Raw genomic sequence first — 17,490 nt, 5'->3', positions numbered from 1 at the left:
CTTACAGCACCTCCGGAGCCAGCGAGATGATCTTCATGAACTTCTTCTCGCGCAGCTCGCGCCCGACCGGGCCGAAGATGCGGGTGCCGCGAGGGTCGCCGTCGTTCTTCAGAATGACGGCGGCGTTCTCGTCGAAGCGGATGTACGAGCCGTCCGGACGGCGGCGCTCCTTGACGGTGCGAACGATGACGGCCTTGACGACGTCACCCTTCTTCACGTTGCCACCGGGGATCGCGTCCTTGACGGTGGCGACGATGACGTCACCGATGCCCGCGTAGCGGCGACCGGAGCCACCGAGCACACGGATGCAAAGGATTTCCTTCGCACCAGTGTTGTCGGCGACGCGCAGTCGCGACTCCTGCTGGATCACGTCTATCTCCTGATCGTCTGCCGGTTCCCCAAGGGCCGTTCAGTGAACGGCCCTTGGAGCCTGGCGGAACTGTCCTGCGAGGTTGCCCGCAGGAATGAATTACTTGGCCTTCTCGAGGATCTCGACGATGCGCCAGCGCTTCGTCGAGGACAGCGGACGCGTCTCCATGAGGAGGACACGGTCGCCGACGCCCGCAGCGTTCTGCTCGTCGTGGGCCTTGAGCTTGTTCGTACGGCGGATGACCTTGCCGTACAGCGCGTGCTTCACGCGGTCCTCGACGGCGACGACGACGGTCTTGTCCATCTTGTCGCTGACGACGAGACCCTCACGGGTCTTGCGGAAGCCGCGAGCTTCAGCGGTCTCGGTCACGTTGCTCTCACTCATCAGGCGCTCTCCACCGTCTCGATGCCCAGCTCGCGCTCACGCATCAGGGTGTAGATCCGCGCGATGTCCTTCCGGACGGCCTTGAGCCGACCGTGGTTCTCGAGCTGACCGGTCGCCGCCTGGAAGCGGAGGTTGAACAGCTCTTCCTTGGCTTCGACGAGCTTCGCGAGAAGCTCCTCGTCACCCAGTTCGCGCAGCTCGGACGCCTTGGTACCGGCCGACATCACGCTTCACCTGCCTCGCGCTTGACGATCCGGCACTTCATCGGCAGCTTGTGGGCTGCGCGAGTGAGGGCCTCACGGGCGATCTTCTCGTTGGGGTAGGACAGTTCGAACATGACCCGTCCCGGGTGCACGTTCGCGATCCACCACTCGGGAGAACCCTTACCGGAACCCATGCGGGTCTCGGCAGGCTTCTTCGTGAGCGGGCGGTCCGGGTAGATGTTGATCCAGACCTTGCCGCCACGCTTGATGTGGCGGGTCATCGCGATACGAGCGGCCTCGATCTGGCGGTTCGTCACGTACGCCGGCGTGAGGGCCTGAATGCCGTACTCGCCGAACGAAACCTGCGTACCGCCCTTGGCCTGACCACGGCGCTTGGGGTGGTGCTGCTTGCGGTGCTTGACCCTACGGGGGATCAGCATGTCGGTCAGGCCTCCGTTCCGGTGCTCTCAGCCGGAGCGGCAGCGGCGGCGGGAGCCTCGGCCTTGGGGGCCTCGGCAGCCGGCGCGGACTGCTGCTGCGGCTTGCGGCCGCGGCCGCCACGCTCGCCACCGCGGCCACCGCCACGGGCCGGGCGGTCGCCGCCCGGGCCGCCACCGCGAGCCGGGCGGTTACCCGCACGGGCAGCGGCGTTCTCGGCGCGGACCTCGGCGATGTTCTTGACGTCGCCCTTGTAGATCCAGACCTTCACACCGATGCGGCCGAAGGTCGTCTTGGCCTCGAAGAAGCCGTAGTCCACGTTCGCGCGGAGCGTGTGCAGGGGCACGCGGCCCTCGCGGTAGAACTCCGAGCGGGACATCTCGGCGCCGCCGAGGCGACCGCCGCACTGGATCTTGATGCCCTTGGCGCCGGCCTTCATCGCCGACTGCATGCTCTTACGCATGGCGCGGCGGAAGGAGACGCGGGAGGAGAGCTGCTCGGCGACGGCCTGCGCGACCAGCTGGGCATCCGTCTCGGGGTTCTTGACCTCGAGGATGTTCAGCTGGACCTGCTTGCCCGTGAGCTTCTCGAGGTCACCGCGGATGCGGTCGGCCTCGGCGCCACGGCGGCCGATGACGATGCCCGGACGAGCGGTGTGGATGTCCACACGCACGCGGTCACGGGTGCGCTCGATCTCCACCTTCGAGATGCCGGCGCGCTCCATGCCGGACGTCATCATCCGACGGATGGCGACGTCTTCCTTGACGTAGTCCTTGTACAGCTTGTCGGCGTACCACCGGGACTTGAAGTCCGTGGTGATGCCGAGCCGGAACCCGTGCGGGTTAACCTTCTGGCCCATTACCGGGTTCCTTCCTTGCTGCTGACGACCACGGTGATGTGGCTGGTCCGCTTGCGGATCCGGTAGGCGCGGCCCTGGGCACGCGGCCGGAACCGCTTCAGGGTCGGACCCTCGTCGACGTACGCCTCGGAAATGACGAGGCTGCCGGCGTCGGTGTGGTCGTAGTTGTGTGCGGCGTTGGCAATGGCGCTGTCAAGCACCTTGCCGACCGGCACGCTCGCGGCCTGCGGGGCGAAACGCAGGACCGCCTGAGCCTCCGTGGCGTCCATGCCACGGATGAGGTCCACCACGCGGCGGGCCTTCATGGGCGTGACGCGGATGTACCGCGCCTGGGCCCTGGCTTCCATGGTTGTCCCTTCAGTGTTTGTCATGGTCGGTCGCCCCGCGCTAGCGGCGCTTCGACTTCCGGTCGTCCTTGACGTGACCCCGGAAGGTGCGCGTCGGCGAGAACTCGCCGAGCTTGTGGCCGACCATCGACTCGGTGACAAACACCGGGATGTGGGTCTTGCCGTTGTGCACCGCGATCGTGTGGCCGAGCATGGCCGGGACGATCATCGAGCGGCGGGACCAGGTCTTGATGACGTTCTTGGAGCCGGCCTCGTTCTGTACGTCCACCTTCTTGATGAGGTGTCCGTCGACGAAGGGCCCCTTCTTGAGACTGCGCGGCATCTAAACCCGCTCCTAGCGCTTCTTGTTCGACTTGCGGCGGCGGACGATGTACTTGCTCGAAGCCTTCTTCGGCGAGCGAGTACGACCCTCCTTCTGACCCCACGGGGAGACCGGGTGGCGACCACCGGAGGTCTTTCCCTCACCACCACCGTGCGGGTGGTCGACCGGGTTCATCGCAACACCGCGGACGGACGGGCGAACGCCCAGCCAGCGCTTACGACCGGCCTTGCCCCAGTTGATGTTGCTCTGCTCGGCGTTGCCGACCTCGCCGACCGTGGCGCGGCAGCGCTGGTCGACCAGGCGGATCTCACCGGAGGGCATGCGGAGGTGGGCCATGGTGCCCTCCTTCGCGAGCAGCTGCACCGAGGCGCCGGCGGAGCGGGCGAACTTGGCGCCGCCACCCGGACGGAGCTCGATCGCGTGGATCGTGGTACCGACCGGGATGTTGCGGAGCGCCAGGTTGTTGCCCGGCTTGATGTCGGCCCCGGGACCGTTCTCGACGCGGTCGCCCTGCGACAGGTTGCGGGGGGCGAGGATGTAACGCTTCTCGCCGTCCGCGTAGTGCAGCAGCGCGATGCGCGCGGTGCGGTTGGGGTCGTACTCGATGTGCGCGACCTTCGCCGGCACGCCGTCCTTGTCATGGCGACGGAAGTCGATGACGCGGTAGGCGCGCTTGTGTCCGCCACCCTGGTGGCGAACGGTCACACGACCGGAATTGTTACGGCCGCCCTTGCTGTGCAGGGGGCGAACCAGCGACTTCTCCGGCGTGGACCGCGTGACCTCGACGAAGTCGGCGACGCTGGAGCCACGACGGCCCGGCGTAGTCGGCTTGTACTTGCGGATTCCCATTTCTCAGTCCTCGTCCGATATCGGACGATCCGACCCGCTTACGCGGTCGGACCGCCGAAGATGTCGATACGGTCGCCCTCAGCGAGGGTCACGATCGCGCGCTTGGTGCTGGCACGCTGACCGAAGCCGGTCTTCGTGCGCTTGCGCTTGCCCTGGCGGTTGATCGTGTTGACCCCGGTGACCTTGACCGAGAAGACCGCCTGGACGGCCTGCTTGATCTGGGTCTTGTTGGCGCCCGGGGCGACGATGAACGTGTACTTGCCGCCGTCGAGAAGGGCGTAGCTCTTCTCGGAGACGACCGGCTTCAGCAGCACGTCACGGTGGTCCGTGAACGACTTGCTGATCGGCGTCTCGACGGTGTTCTTGCCCTCGGTCTCGTGGCGCTTCGCCTTGGCGATGCGCGCGACCTTCTTGGCCTTGGCGGCCTTCGAGGCGATGCTCGGGTGACGCGTAGCCATCAGGCTTCGCTCCCTTCGGTGTCAGCGGCCTGGGGGCCAGACACGAAGGACTCGAAAGCGGCCTGGGTGAAGACCACGTCGTCCGAGACGAGAACGTCGTACGTGTTCAGCTGGCCCGGCTCCAGGATGTGGACCTGGGGCAGGTTGCGCGCGGAAAGCAGCGCGGCCTCGTCCGAGCGCTCGATGACCAGGAGCACGTTCTTGCGCTCGCTGACCTTGCCGAGGAAGCTCTTGGCGGCCTTGGTGGAGGGGGTCTCGCCCTCGATCACGCCGGTGATGACGTGGATGCGAGCGTTGCGGGCCCGGTCGGTGAGGGCGTGGCGCAGGGCCGCGGCCTTCATCTTCTTCGGGGTCCGCTGCGAGTAGTCGCGCGGCGTGGGGCCGTGGACGACGCCACCGCCGGCGAACTGCGGGGCGCGGGTCGAACCCTGACGGGCGCGGCCGGTGCCCTTCTGGCGGTACGGCTTCTTACCGCCACCGCGGACCTCGCCACGACGCTTGACCTTGTGCGTGCCCTGACGGGCGGCGGCCAGCTGTGCGACGACGACCTGGTGAAGCAGCGGAATGCTGATCTTCTCTACGTCGAAGATCTCGGCCGGGAGCTCTACGGTCCCGGCGGTGTCGCCGGAGGGCGACAGAATGTCAATGGTGCTCATAGTGTCCTCAGGCCCCCTTGGCCGCGGTGCGGACCAGGACGAGGCCGCCGTTCGGACCCGGGATGGCTCCCTTGATGAGGAGCAGTCCCTTCTCCGCGTCAACGGCGTGAACGGTCAGGTTCTGGGTGGTGACCCGCTCGTTGCCCATGCGGCCCGCCATGCGGACGCCCTTGAACACACGGCCCGGGGTGGCACAGCCACCGATGGAGCCGGGAGAGCGGTGCTTGCGCTGGACACCGTGACCGGCGCCGAGGCCACGGAAGTTGTGGCGCTTCATGACACCGGCGAAGCCCTTGCCCTTGCTCTTGCCGGTCACGTCGACCTTGACGCCGGCCTCGAACACCTCAGCGGTGATCTCCTGGCCGAGCGTGTACTCGGAGGCGTCCGCGGTGCGGATCTCGACGAGGTGGCGACGCGGCGTGACATCGGCCTTGGCGAAGTGACCCTTGAGGGGCTTGTTCACCTTGCGCGGGTCGATCTCGCCGAAGGCGATCTGGACCGACTCGTAGCCGTCACTGTCGTTCGTACGGACCTGGGTCACGACGTTGGGGCTGGCCTTGACGACGGTGACCGGAACAACACGGTTGTTCTCGTCCCACACCTGCGTCATGCCGAGCTTCTCGCCCAGGATGCCCTTGATCTGCTTTGCCATCTTCAGCTCACCGACCCCTAGAGCTTGATCTCGATGTCGACACCGGCCGGCAGGTCGAGTCGCATCAGAGAGTCAACGGTCTTGGGGGTGGGGTCGAGGATGTCGATCAGGCGCTTGTGCGTGCGCATCTCGAAGTGCTCGCGAGAGTCCTTGTACTTGTGCGGCGACTTGATGACGCAGTACACGTTCTTCTCAGTGGGCAGCGGCACCGGGCCCGCGACCGACGCACCAGTGCGGGTCACCGTCTCGACGATCTTCTTCGCCGAGCTGTCGATGACCTCGTGGTCGTAGGCCTTGAGCCGGATGCGGATCTTCTGTCCCGCCATGGCTACTCAGTAGTCCTGTCTCTAGTAACGCTCTGCACCCCGGTTGAGCCCTTCTGCTCGCTTCGATTCCTCCGACCCACGCGGTCGGGTGTGTCGCGCTCTCACCGACACAGAAGTCCCAAGGTTCGGAACTTCCCTACTGGGAAAGCACGGCCCTTCCGGAACCGCAAGCCGAGGGCGAAGAAGCCCACCGGGTGCCTGGCCGGCGCTGCACTGACACTTCCCGAAAGATTCCCGTACGTCCGCCTCAGCGCTGCCGTAAGGCAGTTGGGGCGACGAGTACTGTGGGACTCGCTTCCGGTTCTCCCGACGGGAGACGCGCAGCATCAACACTCGACCGAGCAACTCCGACAGTCTGCCATATGGGGCAGGGGGCTGGCCAATCGGGGCGTAGAGATTACCCCCGGAGTGACGCAGGTCAAACACACGCGCGCGACGAGCCTCCGGATCGCATTCACCCCTGTGAACGAGAATCAAGTACGCGCACCTTGACGCGCCCATAGCAAGCGCTTACGTTCCCTGACGAGACACGGGAAAGCGCTTTCTCCCGCAAGGAGCACCTGCACGGAACCCTGGATTCCTGGTCATGGGACGACCCTGGAGGCAGAACGATGCAAGTGAGACCAGTCATGGCGTGTGTCGGCCTGGTGGCCGGCACGCTCGTAGCACTCTCCGGCACCCCGGCACAGGCCGCGAGCGCCACCCAGTACGTGTCACCGACCGGCACCACGAGCGCGGCGGGCACCCTGGCCGCCCCCACCACCCTCGCCACGGCGATCAGCCGTATCGCGTCGGGCGGCACGATCTACTTGCGCGGCGGGACGTACGCATACGCCTCGACGATCACGATCCCGGCGGGCGCGGACGGCACGTCGGCCGCCCGCACCACGCTCTCCGCCTACAACGGCGAGACCCCGGTCCTCAACTTCTCCTCCCAGAGCGAGAGTTCGTCGAACCGCGGGCTGCAGCTGTACGCCAACTACTGGCATCTGTACGGCCTCACCGTGTCGCACGCGGGCGACAACGGGATCTACGTCGGAGGCAGCAACAACGTCATCGAGCGCACGGTGACGTCGTACAACCGCGACACGGGCCTCCAACTGGGCCGCATCTCCTCCAGCACACCGAGCTCGTCCTGGCCCTCGAACAACCTGATCGTGAGCTCGGAGTCGCACGACAACGCGGACTCGGACGGCGAGGACGCGGACGGCTTCGCGGCGAAGCTGACGACCGGTACCGGGAACGTCTTCCGCTACGACGTCTCCCACAACAACATCGACGACGGCTGGGACCTGTACACCAAGACCGACACGGGCGCGATCGGCCCGGTGACCATCGAGTACAGCCTCTCCTACGGCAACGGGACCCTCACCGACGGCAGCCAGAGCGGCGACGGCGACCGCAACGGCTACAAGCTCGGCGGCGACGACATCGCCGTCAACCACGTCGTCCGGCACGACATCGCCTACGGCAACGGCCATCACGGGTTCACCTACAACAGCAACCCGGGCACGATGACGATCTCGAACAACGTCGGCATCGACAACGCGGAACGCAACTTCTCCTTCGACACGGGCACGTCGGTGTTCCGTACGAACACGTCGTGCCGGTTCGCGGTCAGCGGCTCGAACGACAAGACGGTGGGCGACGCGGACGGTTCGAACCAGTTCTGGACCGGGGCGAACGGGGCGCGGTGCGCGTCCTATTCCGGGAGCCTGGGCTGGTCCTTCACCTCGGGCGGCACCCTCGCGGTGACGTTCGGCGGCAAGGTGGTGAGCCCGTAAGGGACGGCCCCCTCCGACTGACTGCCTGGACCGGCCGACTTGGCGCTACTCGGCGGCGTACGCGACGAAGTCGGTCCAGGCGGTGGGGGCGAGGGCGAGGCGGGGGCCCTGGGTGTTCTTGGAGTCGCGGATGTGGATGGTGTGGGGGGTGGTGGCTATCTCGACGCAGTCGTTGATATCGCTGCTGTCGCTGTAGCTGCTCTTGAACCAGTCGAGGGCAACCTCTACGCAGTCATTGCCGTTGCTGCTGTCGCTGTAACTGCTCTTGAACCAGTGGAGTTGGGGGGTGTTCATAGTGCTCCCAGCGCTCGCTCGATGAAGACCCGTGACTCCCTCGGCGGGAGAGCCTGCGCCCGGGGCCGTTTCGAGCTGCCTGCGCAGCACCATCTTCCCACCGAGGGGACGCTCAAGGGTCACCTGCTCCTGGATGAAACTGAGCGTCGGGGCAGGCTCCGCTCGAAGATCGACTTCCGTGCCGTGCGCGCGGCGATCCCCCGCTCCACCTCGTCCGGCGAGTACGCGGGCTGTGCCACCTGGAAGAGTGCCCGCGCGTACTCCGGCGTCTGAAGCAACCCCTGGATGTTGTGATTGCTGTACAGCAGGACCTCAACCGCCCGGTCCTCCAACTCCTTCAGTTCGCGCGCCTTCTTCGGGTACCGGGCCTTCTCCACGTCCTCCCTGAACGCCCGCAGATGCCCACCCGCGTTCAGGACGTCGTCGGCCCGGTCCAGGAACTCCACCCTGGGAATCCGCACCCCGTGCTCGATCTTGCGGATCATGTCCTCGCCGTACCCCATGGACTTGGGCGAAGTCGGCCACCCGCATCCCGGCCTGCTCCCGGCAGAACCTGACGAGTCGCCCCACTGCCTCCACCAACGGCGCGCTCTCGTCGCCGGGTTCGAGGTCCCAGCCAGCCTCGTCCACGCCCTCGTTCTCGTTCTCCTTCTCGTTCTCGTTCTCGTTGCTCACGCTTTCGTCACTCATGGCCACCCACCTCCAACGGGCACCCGTACCCGTACCCGTACGTCGTCGGAGACAGCCGAGACAACGCGAGACAACGACGGGACAGGGCGGATACGTACAGGCGTCATCGCACGTCAAGGCAAGCACGGTCGGCCACGCTGAGTGACATGAATCAAGAAACCGCCGAGTCCGAGGCCCAACTCCCCAACACCGCCCGCAACTTCAGCGCACTCCTGCCGTCCGCACCCCGCGCAGCATGTCGTGGCCGAGCCAACGGCCAACGCAGCCACACGCAGCCGCGTCCCGGGCCGGGACTTCAGACTCACGCTCTACGTCGTCGGCGGCACCCTGCGCATCGAGGTCACCGACCCCTGCGGCGACCGCCTAACCCGCCCCCAACACCCGTCTGCGGAAGCCGAATCCGGCCGGGGGCTCCTCCTCGTCGAGGCGCTCGCCGACTGCTGGGGCGTCGCCCGGGACCGCGCCCGCGCAAGACGATCTGGGTGGAACTGGACCTCGTACCGGAACCGGAGCACGGGTCCTCGTGCTCCGGTGCGAGGGGCGCTCTTTCCCAAGAACCACGACGGTGAAAACCACCACCAAGCCCCACCCCACCCCACCTCCCGGCAGCACGGAGTCTTGAGGTGGCGTGGAAGAGGACCCGTATGAATCCATTGAATCCATACGGAGCGGTCCCGTAACCCGGGAAACCCAACCGGTGCTCTTGATCGGCCCCCGCCGGCGCAGGAACCTCCTGGCTAGATCCGCCCCACGAGGGCCATGACGGCCATCCAGCCGACACAGCCCCCGCATGCGATCAGCAGCGGCAGCCACCTCTGGGCGCGCCGGGCCCGGACGACCAACCACACCGCGACCGCAACCACCGCGAGCCCCATGACGGCCGCGATCACCTGAAGACCGCCGGGCGCCTCCCCCTGGCCTGTCGCGGACCGGCGGAGCACCGCCAGCAGGCCTACGGCGAGCAGTGTCACGAAGATGCAGGTGAGGCCGGTGAACAGACTCCGAACTCGGTCGTCGACCGCGGCCAGCGCATCTGTGCCGTCGCCGAGGTGGACTCCTTCGTCGGGGTTTGCCCCGTTCTCGCGGTTCATCACGGCGTGCACCCTACCGGGATTGACAGCCCTGTTCGCTCATTACTTCCGGCGAATCGCGAAACGTATGCACCCACGCGGGAGTTGGCAGTGCAGGCAAACCGGCCATGAGCACGGAAGGCACGAAGTGAATCTCCGAGTCAATCCCTGGGACCTCAGCGGATATGCGAGGCAGATCAGCCGCGCGGCGCACGACGCGGCGGACTTCAAGAGCCACTGCACCCGGTACACCGGTATCGGCGTCTCGGACCAGGGCGTGCTGAGCCTCTTCCTGTCCACGCACACGTCGACGGTCGAGACGGTCAACGGGGCAATGGACAGACTGCAAGAGGTCCTGAGAGCGGCGAGCTCGGAACTGGAGCGCAACAAGAAGTACTACACGCACACAGACCTGGCTGTAGCAGCGCGCGTCGACGCGACCTATCCCCTCGTGAAGCGCCCGGTCGAGTAACTCCGTGTCCGACTTCATCGACGTTACCGAACCAACGAGTCTGCTCAGGGCTCCGGCCGCACCGAGCGACTACTCCCAGGGATCGATCCTCGACGTCTTCAACAACTGTGGCGACCTGGCGAGCCCGACGTACTGGGTGATGGAGGCGTGCAACACGGTCTTCGGCTTCAATCCGCTGGACGAAGTGATCCAGTGGTTCGCCGGCGACTGGGAGTCGTTCGCCAAGTGCGGTGATATCTGGGACCAGTTGGGCAGAGCCGTCGAAGCGGTCTCCGGCAACGTCAGGTCCGGCAACAAGACCCTCGACTCCACGTGGAACGGGCGTGCCGCCGATGCGGCATACACCTATTTCCACACCTGTGCGGCGAAACTCGAAGAGATCAGGGACGAGTTCGGCAAGCTGAGGACCGAGTACGACCACCTGGCCCACTCGGCCTATTCCACGGCCGAGGCCATCAACGGCTGTCTGAGCGGCATCATCGACAGCCTGTTAATCACAGCCGTCGAGCTTGCGGCCGGAACCGCACTGTCGTGGACCGGCGCCGGCGCGGCGCTGGGCTACGGCCTCGCGGCACTGGAGATCGCCAACATGCTCCGCCTCTGGGGCCAGGCAACCGAGGCCATCGGCAACGTCCAGGGCATCGTGAACGGCACCGTCGGTGCGGTGGAGACCATCGGCGCGACCCTCTACGGAACGATCTCCGAGTTCACGAAGATCGGCGAGTACGACCACCCGAGCCCGTCGATCTGATACGGCATCCAGCACCCGACGGACCTCCCTCACGCCACAAGGAGGACGCGCATGCCCGACGAACTACGCATCGGCGACGCGGACTTGATGAACCTCACCGGCGGTGACCAGGCCCGCGCCCGGTCACTTCGCAAGGCCCTTCAGAAACTCGCCGACGACCGTGCCCCCGACGATCCGCTGCGCGAGATGGCCCGCGAGGTCCTCAGCGGCCGGACGGGCCTGCGCGAGGCCGCCCGGGTCCCCTCGTACGCGGAGGCACTGGGCGATCGCATGGTTCAGGGCTTCCGCGGGTACGAGCGCCTCTCCCTCGACGAACGCGTGAACCAGGAGGCGGCGGCACGGGCGTATCTGGCAGAACAGGCGGCGGAGATCGACGAGGAGCGCGCAGGTCAAAAAACTTCCTGATGCGCGGCCGGGGTCCCGGGGGTTTCCCTCACTTCGATGTTCGGGTGTGCCGGATGGCCCGGGCGGCGGCCGGTCGGTCAGGGTTATGGGACATACAGGTCATGCGTGCCATACAGCTCGGACCACCGCACCACTGGGAGAACACCACGTGCGTACCGCCACCGCCACCGTCATCGCCCTGACCCTCGCCGCAGGCATCGCCGCGCCGGCCGCGTCCGCCTCCGGTACCAATCACACCGTCAACGGCCTCTGGCGGATGGACGGCTACGGCACGGTCCTCGCCCTCGGTCACAGGACGTACCAGGAGTACCAGACCACCGCCGTGAGCTGCCTCAAGGGCGACACCGCACGGCGGACGGGACCGGGGACGTACACGGTGGGCGGCGACGTTCTGACCGTACGGCTGGGCCGGGACGGCGACCACGCCACACTCGGCGCAGCCAGCGCGGTGGGTCACCGCAAGCTGGTCCGCATCTCGACCCTGCCCGCCGCCTGCACCCACCCGACCCCGAAAGACCCGCTGACCTCCTTCGACGTCTTCTGGCAGTCCTACGAGGAGAACTACCCGTTCTTCGCGGCCAAGGGCATCGACTGGCACGCGGTACGGGACGAGTACCGCCCGCAGGTGCACAAGGACACGACCAGGGCGGCACTGTTCGACATCTTCAGCAGGATGGTGCGTCCGCTCTACGACGCCCACGTCGCGGTCCAGGACGGCGACCGCGTGTTCGCCGAGGGCCGCCCTGGCACCGAGGTGCCAAGCGAGGAACTGGACGCGAAGGTCAAGAAGTTCATCAAGACGCGGGATCTGGCGAACGCTCCATACCGCCGGGACTTCGCCAACGGCCGGATCACGTACGCGGACCTGGCGGGCGGCGGGCGTCTCGGCTACCTCCGTATCTCCGGCTTCGACGGCTACCTGCCCGACGAGGAGGCGTCGTACGCGGCCCAACTGGCCGAGCTGGACCGGGCGTTGAACACCGTCCTCACGCCGGAACGGGCACGTCACCTGCACGGCCTGATCATCGACCTGCGCATCAACGGCGGCGGCTCCGACGCCCTCGGCATCCACATCGCGGAACGCCTGACCGGCACCCCCTACGTCGCCTACGCCAAGCGCGCCCGCAACGACCCGACGGACCCGAGCCGCCACACCCGCCCCGAGCCGATCCCGGTGATCCCGGCCTCGGCACCCCGCTATACGGGCCCCATCGCTGTCCTGACCGGCGGCTCGACGGTGAGCGCGGGCGAGACCTTCACCCAGGCCCTGATCGACCGCCCCGGCCGCACGATCCGCATCGGCCAGCCCACCCAGGGTGTCTTCTCCGACGTCATGGAACGCGAACTCCCCAACGGAATGACCGCCTGGCTCCCGAACGAGGAGTACCTGACCGACTCGGGCCGGACCTTCGACGGCACGGGGATTCCGCCACAGGTGACGGTGCCGGTGTTCACGAAGGAGGAGTTCGACAAGGGGCAGGACTCGGCGTTCGACCGAGCGATGAATCTCCTCGGGGCCGGCCACTGAACCCGGAGTACTGGACAACAAGACTTACCGCGCCGAACACCAACACCCAAGGCATCACCCCGAATGGCCTTTTGGTGTCATTAATTATCATCACCTCCAAAAATATGTAATGGAGCAGTTAATCTGCTCATCGACCGAATAATCCGGTCTGTCGATGGAGGTGTGTATGCGCAAGTGGGCGAAGATCGCTCTTGTGGCAGCCATGGCCTTGGGGGGTATGTCGGGACCGAGCGCAGGAGTCAGTTCCGCCGCAACGAGCTGCTACGGCGGCGCACGGTCGGCGACCATCAGGCTGCCGTACGGCTTCAACGCGGTGGGGCCCTACTACACGACCAACCGCTGCATGGACATCAACGTGCGGCTCACGTACGTCCGATACCAGACGGACGCCCGCTCCTGCCTGGAGCGGGCCAACGGTGCGACGATCAGCTGTAGCCGTTGGAAACTGCTGCCGTATCCGGGATGGGCAACGTTGTCCACCAACGTGCGGGACAACACCCGCTTCCGCCTGGAGTTCAAGACACAACCCGGCGAGAGCATCAGCTACCTCGTGGCTTCGTAAGTCGTGCACACAGGTGGGTGGTGCCGGATGCGATATCCGGCACCACCTCTCACCTGCACCCCAAGGTCTTGAGGGTCGCCGGGAAGTAGGCCCGCATGAACCTCTCGATGTCCTTGCGGTGGGTTTGGTCCGTGAGGGGCATTTGGGGGGCTTGGAGGGTGAGGGTGAAGTAGTTGCCTCGCTTGGTCTTGCAGGGGGCGATCGAGATGGCTCCGTCGGTGCCGACGATTGTCTTGTAGGTGAAGTCGATCCCGCGCGGTTGTCTGATTCCCGACGTCGAACCGGTATCCGTCGCCAGGTACATGAGATCCCTTGCCGTGTTATCCCAGGAGAAGCTGAATTCAAGAACAGGATCACGCCCGGAGAGCAGCACGCAGGGTGCGGTGATTTCCTCGGAACGATCGACTCGAGTGAACTCGTGCAGGTCGTCCGTGGACGTCATCAGCGGACGAGTGACAGTGGGATCGATGGGCGTACCGCAAATAGCCCTCGGGAGCTCGCGATCAGCGGAGGAGTCGCAGGATACCGCGAGAAGAGACAACGTCACCGCGGTCAGAATCTGGCGGACGTTCACCTAGGTTGCTCTCCGGACATCCCGGTTGCCTGCGCAATCCCCTCTCTGGCAGATTTATTGGCCTCAACCTTGGGGTCGAAGTACGAATCGCCGTCCGTATGATGAGCCTTCTCCCACTCTTCTGCGAGTGCCATCAGTTGGCCGTTTCTCTTGGTGTACGTCCGGACATTGTCGTTCGCCTGCTTTTCATCCAGCCGCCGCTGCTCATCAGCCAGCCACTGATCCGTCACGTAGTCAAACCCCGTCTGCACATCGCCACTAACCACCGGGATATAACTGATCGCCTTGTCGAAGAGCGGCTTGGTCTCGAACTCCGCGACCTTCGGGTCCCCCGCAGCCTGCACTCGAGCCTCCTCCAGGAACCCGACGGTCCGGCCAGCCCTGGTCAGGGAAGCGCCCGAGCTCGAGTGATCGTGATGGATATCCGAAACCAATGCTTGGTTCATCCCGCCGTTCAGCGTGCCGTACGCCCCCTCGTCCTTGGACACCTGCTTCGCAACCTCAAAAAGCTGATGCTGATCCAAGGGCGACTTGCGAACATCAACCTCGCTCATAGCCGCATGCACCGAATCCCCATGATTGACAAGCACATTCGCCATCGGCTTTCGCAACGACGGCGGGAAATCGTCACCGCTCTCGGACAAATACTTCAACGCCGACTTGAACACCGCATCGTTCGTCCCCCGATCCCCCACCTGATGCCCATACCGATCCGCAGGATCGATCCCCGTGGCCCCCGCCTGCAGCGCCGCCCCGAACCCTGCCCGATCGTCCCCGTCCAGCCCGGGCACGTAGTGGCCGCCCTTCGAAACCCCGTCGTCATTGAGGGAGACATTCCAGTCGCGGTCTTTCATGAGGTATTTCATGTGGGCCTCGGAGTGGAGGTAACGCGCGGCCTCGGCGGGGTCGCGGCTCATGATGCCGAGCATGCCGTCGACCGGGTCGTTGGCGAACCAGCCGTCACGTGAGCCGCTGTAGCCGCCCTTAACTCGCCAGATCCCGGGGTTCTTCTTCTCCGCGGCGATCATGTCGCCGGTGAGGTCCTCGACCATCCCGGGGGCGTACCCGTGGCCTTTCTGCATCAGGGAGACGAGCGACTGGTAGCCGACGGCCTTGTCCAGGTGGAGGCCCTGGGCGTCGGTGGCGTAGTGCGCGATGCCCGCGTGCCGCATGCCGGTGCGCCACTTCCGGTACCAGTCGGACTTCGGGTGTCTCGTCGCCGTAGCGAGGGTGTTCGCCAGGCCTGTCTCGATCGTCGAGTAGGTGCCCGACCCGGCGCCGCCCTGGACGTGGATGCGGTCGTTCAGTTCGTTCGTGAGCTTGATCGTGCCGGTGGGGCCCAGGTCGTCCAGGAGCAGCTGCGAGAACGCCTCGTCGCCGCTGTTGTCGCGGAAGGACCGTTCCAGTTCGGCCAGTTGGGCTTCCGTCAGATGGTCGCCCTTCGCCAGTTTCTCCAGGTACCCGTCCGCCTTCTCCGCCTCGTACTGTTCGACGTCGCCCATCGCCCTGCCGTTGAAGCCCCGGCCGCCGGCCAGCAGTTCCGAGTCGACGACGACTCCCGCCAGGGCGATCCGGACGCCCGTGTCCGCGTCCGTCACATCGCGTACCGCCTTGGCGATGTGGTCCTGCCACGACTGGACGACCTTGGAATCGCCGGGGGTGTCCGGCTGGTCCGGGCCCGGGCTCACCACCCCCTGCTCCGAGACGGTCATGCCCGCCCGGACCGCGTCCCACCGTGCCGCCACCACCCCGCCCCGCAGCTCCACGAACCGGTCGTGCGCGTCCCGCAACAGCGCCGCGACGGCCTTGGCCTCCTTCTGCGCGTACTGGAACTCCTTGAGCGTGGTGTCGAAGCGGGCGTTCGCCGCGTCGGCGCTGAGGCCGGTCCACGACGTGCTCATGGAGATGCCGTGCACATCCCGCCGGTACGCCGTCTCCTGCTTCTCGAACTCGCCCGCCATCCCGTCCCAGCGCTCGGCCGCCATGTTCAGCCTGGCCAGGTCGGTGGTCATGATCTCGTGATACGTCGGCATGCGCCCAGTCGCCCCAATAGTCCCGATGACCCAACACGTATCCAGCTGACCTCAGTACGTGTCCAGCGAGGACTGCTGTCGCAACGTCGACCCCACCGCCAGATCCGTACTGGTCAGCACCGCGTTCCCGCTCCGCAGCGCATCTGTCTCCGCGCCGAGCCGGTCCATCAGGTTCTTCACCTGGTCCGCCCACGCCCCGTGCGCCTTCTTGAGAGCGGCCGAGGTGAGCCACCCGTCCCCGTCCTTCGCCGCGAACTCCCGTACGGCGGCGCCCATTTCCTCGTCGGCCCAGCGCCCCGCCACGAGCGTGTCGGGCCGGATGTGCTCCTCGATCGCCCTCGCCGCTGCCCGTTTCTCCGCCGGCGAGGACGCCAGCTTCCCCGGTGCCGAGCTCGGTGCCGAAACGCCCAACTCGCTCGGCACACCCGATACGCCCAGCACACCCGATACGCCCAGCACGCTCGACACACTCGGCACGCCCACTGAAGTCCCCTCGCTACACCCGCCGGCTCTCCAACGGCCCCAGGTACAGCGCCGGCAGACCCCCCGTGTCGATCACGAGCCGCTGCAGCACCACCGTCGGGTCCACCATCCAGAACTTCAACCGATGGACCCCGGCCTTCGTCACGGAGTGTTTCGTCGCCGTCGCGTTGACGTTGTCGGAGGTGTGGCGCGCCCACACCCCGTTCAACAGCCCGTCATCAGCACCGGCGTTGATGTCGACGGTCTCGATCGGCCCGGCGTCGAGCGAGACGCCGTAGCGCAGCCCGCCCGTCGGCAACGCAGGGTTACGAGGGGACAGGTACGCCCACACCGTCACCTCACCCCCGGGAACCGGCGCCAACAGACTCACCTCGTACTCCAGTCGCGGCGAACCCGCCCCACCCGGCGTCTGCCTGGGCAGCGTCACCGGCCACGGCGTCACCCCCGCGCCGGTACGCCCGATGCCGTCGATACGACGCCACCCGCCGACCGCCCGGTCGTAGTGCTCCGCGTCGATCGCCACGTAACCGCCCGCCTCCACGAACCCCCGCAACCCCCGCCCCGACGGCGACTCAGCCACGCACGAGACGGTGACCGACTCCCCCGCACCGTGCACCGTCAACGACCCCCGCGCCCCAGAACCCCCCGGCACCCGCGCCCAGTTCACCCCCACCTCCACCCGCACCTGCCGCTCGACCCGCCCCCGCGGCCGGTCCACCACCAACCACGGCACCGACGTCTCGATCCGATACTCGAACGCCGTACGCCCCCGGTTGAACATCTCGACGAACTGCTGCGGCCGCGTCTGATACGGACTGAACGCAGGCAGTACGGCCGACACCCCCGACGCACCCCCCGGCCACCACGCCCCCGACTCCGCCCCCGAAGCACCGTCCACCGCCACCCCCAACCCCGCCCCCTCCCCCACCTCAATCCGCCGCACCGCCGGAAACAGCACATCCGGCAACGCCACGTTGTCC

At 66.5% G+C, this 17,490-nt stretch carries 23 protein-coding genes and 3 pseudogenes; 7 read left to right on the top strand and 19 right to left on the bottom strand.

Annotated elements, in window-relative coordinates; translation table 11 throughout:
- Position 1 precedes the first annotated feature (1 nt).
- From rplN to rpsJ, 12 genes are all read right to left on the bottom strand, one after another.
- Positions 2-370 carry a 50S ribosomal protein L14 gene (gene rplN, locus OO70_RS27410; protein ID WP_003998823.1) on the bottom strand — a complete coding sequence of 123 codons (369 nt, stop codon included), beginning with the start codon at positions 368-370 and terminating at the stop codon, positions 2-4.
- Positions 371-469: 99 nt separating this feature from the next.
- Positions 470-754 (bottom strand): 30S ribosomal protein S17, encoded by a 285-nt coding sequence (rpsQ, locus tag OO70_RS27405; RefSeq protein WP_043676826.1) that lies wholly within the window; start codon positions 752-754, stop codon positions 470-472.
- Positions 754-978, bottom strand: a complete 225-nt coding sequence (rpmC, locus tag OO70_RS27400) for a 50S ribosomal protein L29 (protein WP_043676824.1) — start codon at positions 976-978, stop codon at positions 754-756. The genes rpsQ and rpmC overlap by 1 nt, the downstream gene beginning before the upstream one ends.
- Positions 978-1,397: a 50S ribosomal protein L16 gene (gene rplP / locus OO70_RS27395; RefSeq protein WP_010986348.1), complete on the bottom strand. Its 420-nt coding sequence runs from the start codon at positions 1,395-1,397 to the stop codon at positions 978-980. Before rplP ends, rpmC begins: the two co-directional genes overlap by 1 nt.
- Positions 1,398-1,402: 5 nt before the next feature.
- Positions 1,403-2,254 (bottom strand): 30S ribosomal protein S3, encoded by an 852-nt coding sequence (rpsC, locus tag OO70_RS27390; protein WP_019072283.1) that lies wholly within the window; start codon positions 2,252-2,254, stop codon positions 1,403-1,405.
- Positions 2,254-2,601, bottom strand: a complete 348-nt coding sequence (gene rplV / locus OO70_RS27385; RefSeq protein ID WP_006604878.1) for a 50S ribosomal protein L22 — start codon at positions 2,599-2,601, stop codon at positions 2,254-2,256. The genes rpsC and rplV overlap by 1 nt, the downstream gene beginning before the upstream one ends.
- 40 nt (positions 2,602-2,641) lie before the next feature.
- A complete protein-coding gene (gene rpsS / locus OO70_RS27380) occupies positions 2,642-2,923 on the bottom strand; it encodes a 30S ribosomal protein S19 (RefSeq protein WP_019055518.1) in 282 nt (93 codons plus the stop codon).
- Between the two features lie 12 nt (positions 2,924-2,935).
- Positions 2,936-3,772 (bottom strand): 50S ribosomal protein L2, encoded by an 837-nt coding sequence (gene rplB / locus OO70_RS27375; protein ID WP_043676819.1) that lies wholly within the window; start codon positions 3,770-3,772, stop codon positions 2,936-2,938.
- A 38-nt stretch (positions 3,773-3,810) separates the two neighbouring features.
- On the bottom strand, positions 3,811-4,230 hold the full coding sequence (rplW, locus tag OO70_RS27370) for a 50S ribosomal protein L23 (RefSeq protein WP_043676817.1): 420 nt from the start codon (positions 4,228-4,230) through the stop codon (positions 3,811-3,813).
- Positions 4,230-4,886: a 50S ribosomal protein L4 gene (gene rplD, locus OO70_RS27365; RefSeq protein ID WP_037747970.1), complete on the bottom strand. Its 657-nt coding sequence runs from the start codon at positions 4,884-4,886 to the stop codon at positions 4,230-4,232. Before rplD ends, rplW begins: the two co-directional genes overlap by 1 nt.
- A gap of 7 nt (positions 4,887-4,893) precedes the next feature.
- Positions 4,894-5,538: a 50S ribosomal protein L3 gene (gene rplC, locus OO70_RS27360; RefSeq protein ID WP_043676814.1), complete on the bottom strand. Its 645-nt coding sequence runs from the start codon at positions 5,536-5,538 to the stop codon at positions 4,894-4,896.
- Between the two features lie 17 nt (positions 5,539-5,555).
- Complete coding sequence (gene rpsJ / locus OO70_RS27355) at positions 5,556-5,864, bottom strand: 30S ribosomal protein S10 (protein ID WP_003948644.1); 309 nt, start codon at positions 5,862-5,864, stop codon at positions 5,556-5,558.
- Positions 5,865-6,493: 629 nt separating this feature from the next.
- Here rpsJ and OO70_RS27350 point away from each other — a divergent pair.
- Positions 6,494-7,648 carry a right-handed parallel beta-helix repeat-containing protein gene (locus OO70_RS27350; protein WP_051741655.1) on the top strand — a complete coding sequence of 385 codons (1,155 nt, stop codon included), beginning with the start codon at positions 6,494-6,496 and terminating at the stop codon, positions 7,646-7,648.
- Between the two features lie 45 nt (positions 7,649-7,693).
- Here OO70_RS27350 and OO70_RS27345 read toward each other — a convergent pair whose 3' ends face one another.
- On the bottom strand, positions 7,694-7,942 hold the full coding sequence (locus tag OO70_RS27345) for a DUF397 domain-containing protein (RefSeq protein WP_043677214.1): 249 nt from the start codon (positions 7,940-7,942) through the stop codon (positions 7,694-7,696).
- A 69-nt stretch (positions 7,943-8,011) separates the two neighbouring features.
- Positions 8,012-8,632 (bottom strand): annotated as a pseudogene (locus OO70_RS57090) (Scr1 family TA system antitoxin-like transcriptional regulator); the annotation flags it as partial.
- 225 nt (positions 8,633-8,857) lie between these two features.
- Between OO70_RS57090 and OO70_RS56165 the strand changes: the two are divergent.
- A pseudogene (locus OO70_RS56165) lies at positions 8,858-9,201 on the top strand (ATP-binding protein); the annotation flags it as partial.
- 168 nt (positions 9,202-9,369) lie between these two features.
- Here OO70_RS56165 and OO70_RS27335 read toward each other — a convergent pair.
- Entirely contained in the window at positions 9,370-9,723 is a 354-nt protein-coding gene (locus OO70_RS27335; RefSeq protein WP_043677211.1) for a hypothetical protein, read from the bottom strand.
- Positions 9,724-9,850: 127 nt separating this feature from the next.
- Here OO70_RS27335 and OO70_RS27330 point away from each other — a divergent pair, with 127 nt between their 5' ends.
- The 5 genes from OO70_RS27330 (at position 9,851) to OO70_RS51340 (ending at position 13,420) form a co-directional block, all read left to right on the top strand.
- Positions 9,851-10,174, top strand: a complete 324-nt coding sequence (locus OO70_RS27330) for a hypothetical protein (protein WP_043676809.1) — start codon at positions 9,851-9,853, stop codon at positions 10,172-10,174.
- Between the two features lie 4 nt (positions 10,175-10,178).
- A complete protein-coding gene (locus tag OO70_RS27325) occupies positions 10,179-10,925 on the top strand; it encodes a WXG100-like domain-containing protein (RefSeq protein ID WP_043676807.1) in 747 nt (248 codons plus the stop codon).
- Between the two features lie 51 nt (positions 10,926-10,976).
- The gene (locus OO70_RS27320) at positions 10,977-11,330 is read left to right on the top strand and encodes a hypothetical protein (RefSeq protein ID WP_051741653.1); all 354 of its coding nucleotides are present in this window, start codon (positions 10,977-10,979) and stop codon (positions 11,328-11,330) included.
- A gap of 148 nt (positions 11,331-11,478) precedes the next feature.
- Entirely contained in the window at positions 11,479-12,858 is a 1,380-nt protein-coding gene (locus tag OO70_RS27315; protein WP_043676805.1) for a S41 family peptidase, read from the top strand.
- A gap of 166 nt (positions 12,859-13,024) precedes the next feature.
- Positions 13,025-13,420 carry a hypothetical protein gene (locus OO70_RS51340; RefSeq protein WP_051741651.1) on the top strand — a complete coding sequence of 132 codons (396 nt, stop codon included), beginning with the start codon at positions 13,025-13,027 and terminating at the stop codon, positions 13,418-13,420.
- 49 nt (positions 13,421-13,469) lie between these two features.
- On the opposite strand, the gene OO70_RS27305 is transcribed toward OO70_RS51340, so the two are convergent.
- The 4 genes and pseudogenes from OO70_RS27305 to OO70_RS27290 form a co-directional block, all read right to left on the bottom strand.
- Positions 13,470-13,994: a hypothetical protein gene (locus OO70_RS27305; RefSeq protein ID WP_043676803.1), complete on the bottom strand. Its 525-nt coding sequence runs from the start codon at positions 13,992-13,994 to the stop codon at positions 13,470-13,472.
- On the bottom strand, positions 13,991-16,006 hold the full coding sequence (locus OO70_RS27300; RefSeq protein WP_234336930.1) for a hypothetical protein: 2,016 nt from the start codon (positions 16,004-16,006) through the stop codon (positions 13,991-13,993). Before OO70_RS27300 ends, OO70_RS27305 begins: the two co-directional genes overlap by 4 nt.
- 72 nt (positions 16,007-16,078) lie before the next feature.
- Positions 16,079-16,510, bottom strand: a complete 432-nt coding sequence (locus OO70_RS27295) for a hypothetical protein (protein WP_407702830.1) — start codon at positions 16,508-16,510, stop codon at positions 16,079-16,081.
- A gap of 13 nt (positions 16,511-16,523) precedes the next feature.
- Positions 16,524-17,490: pseudogene (locus tag OO70_RS27290) on the bottom strand (glycosyl hydrolase 115 family protein); the annotation flags it as partial.

The organism is Streptomyces xylophagus (assembly GCF_000716435.1).
Taxonomy (GTDB): domain Bacteria; phylum Actinomycetota; class Actinomycetes; order Streptomycetales; family Streptomycetaceae; genus Streptomyces; species Streptomyces xylophagus.
Note: the sequence above shows the minus strand (reverse complement) of the source record. Positions and strands in the feature narration are given on the sequence as shown.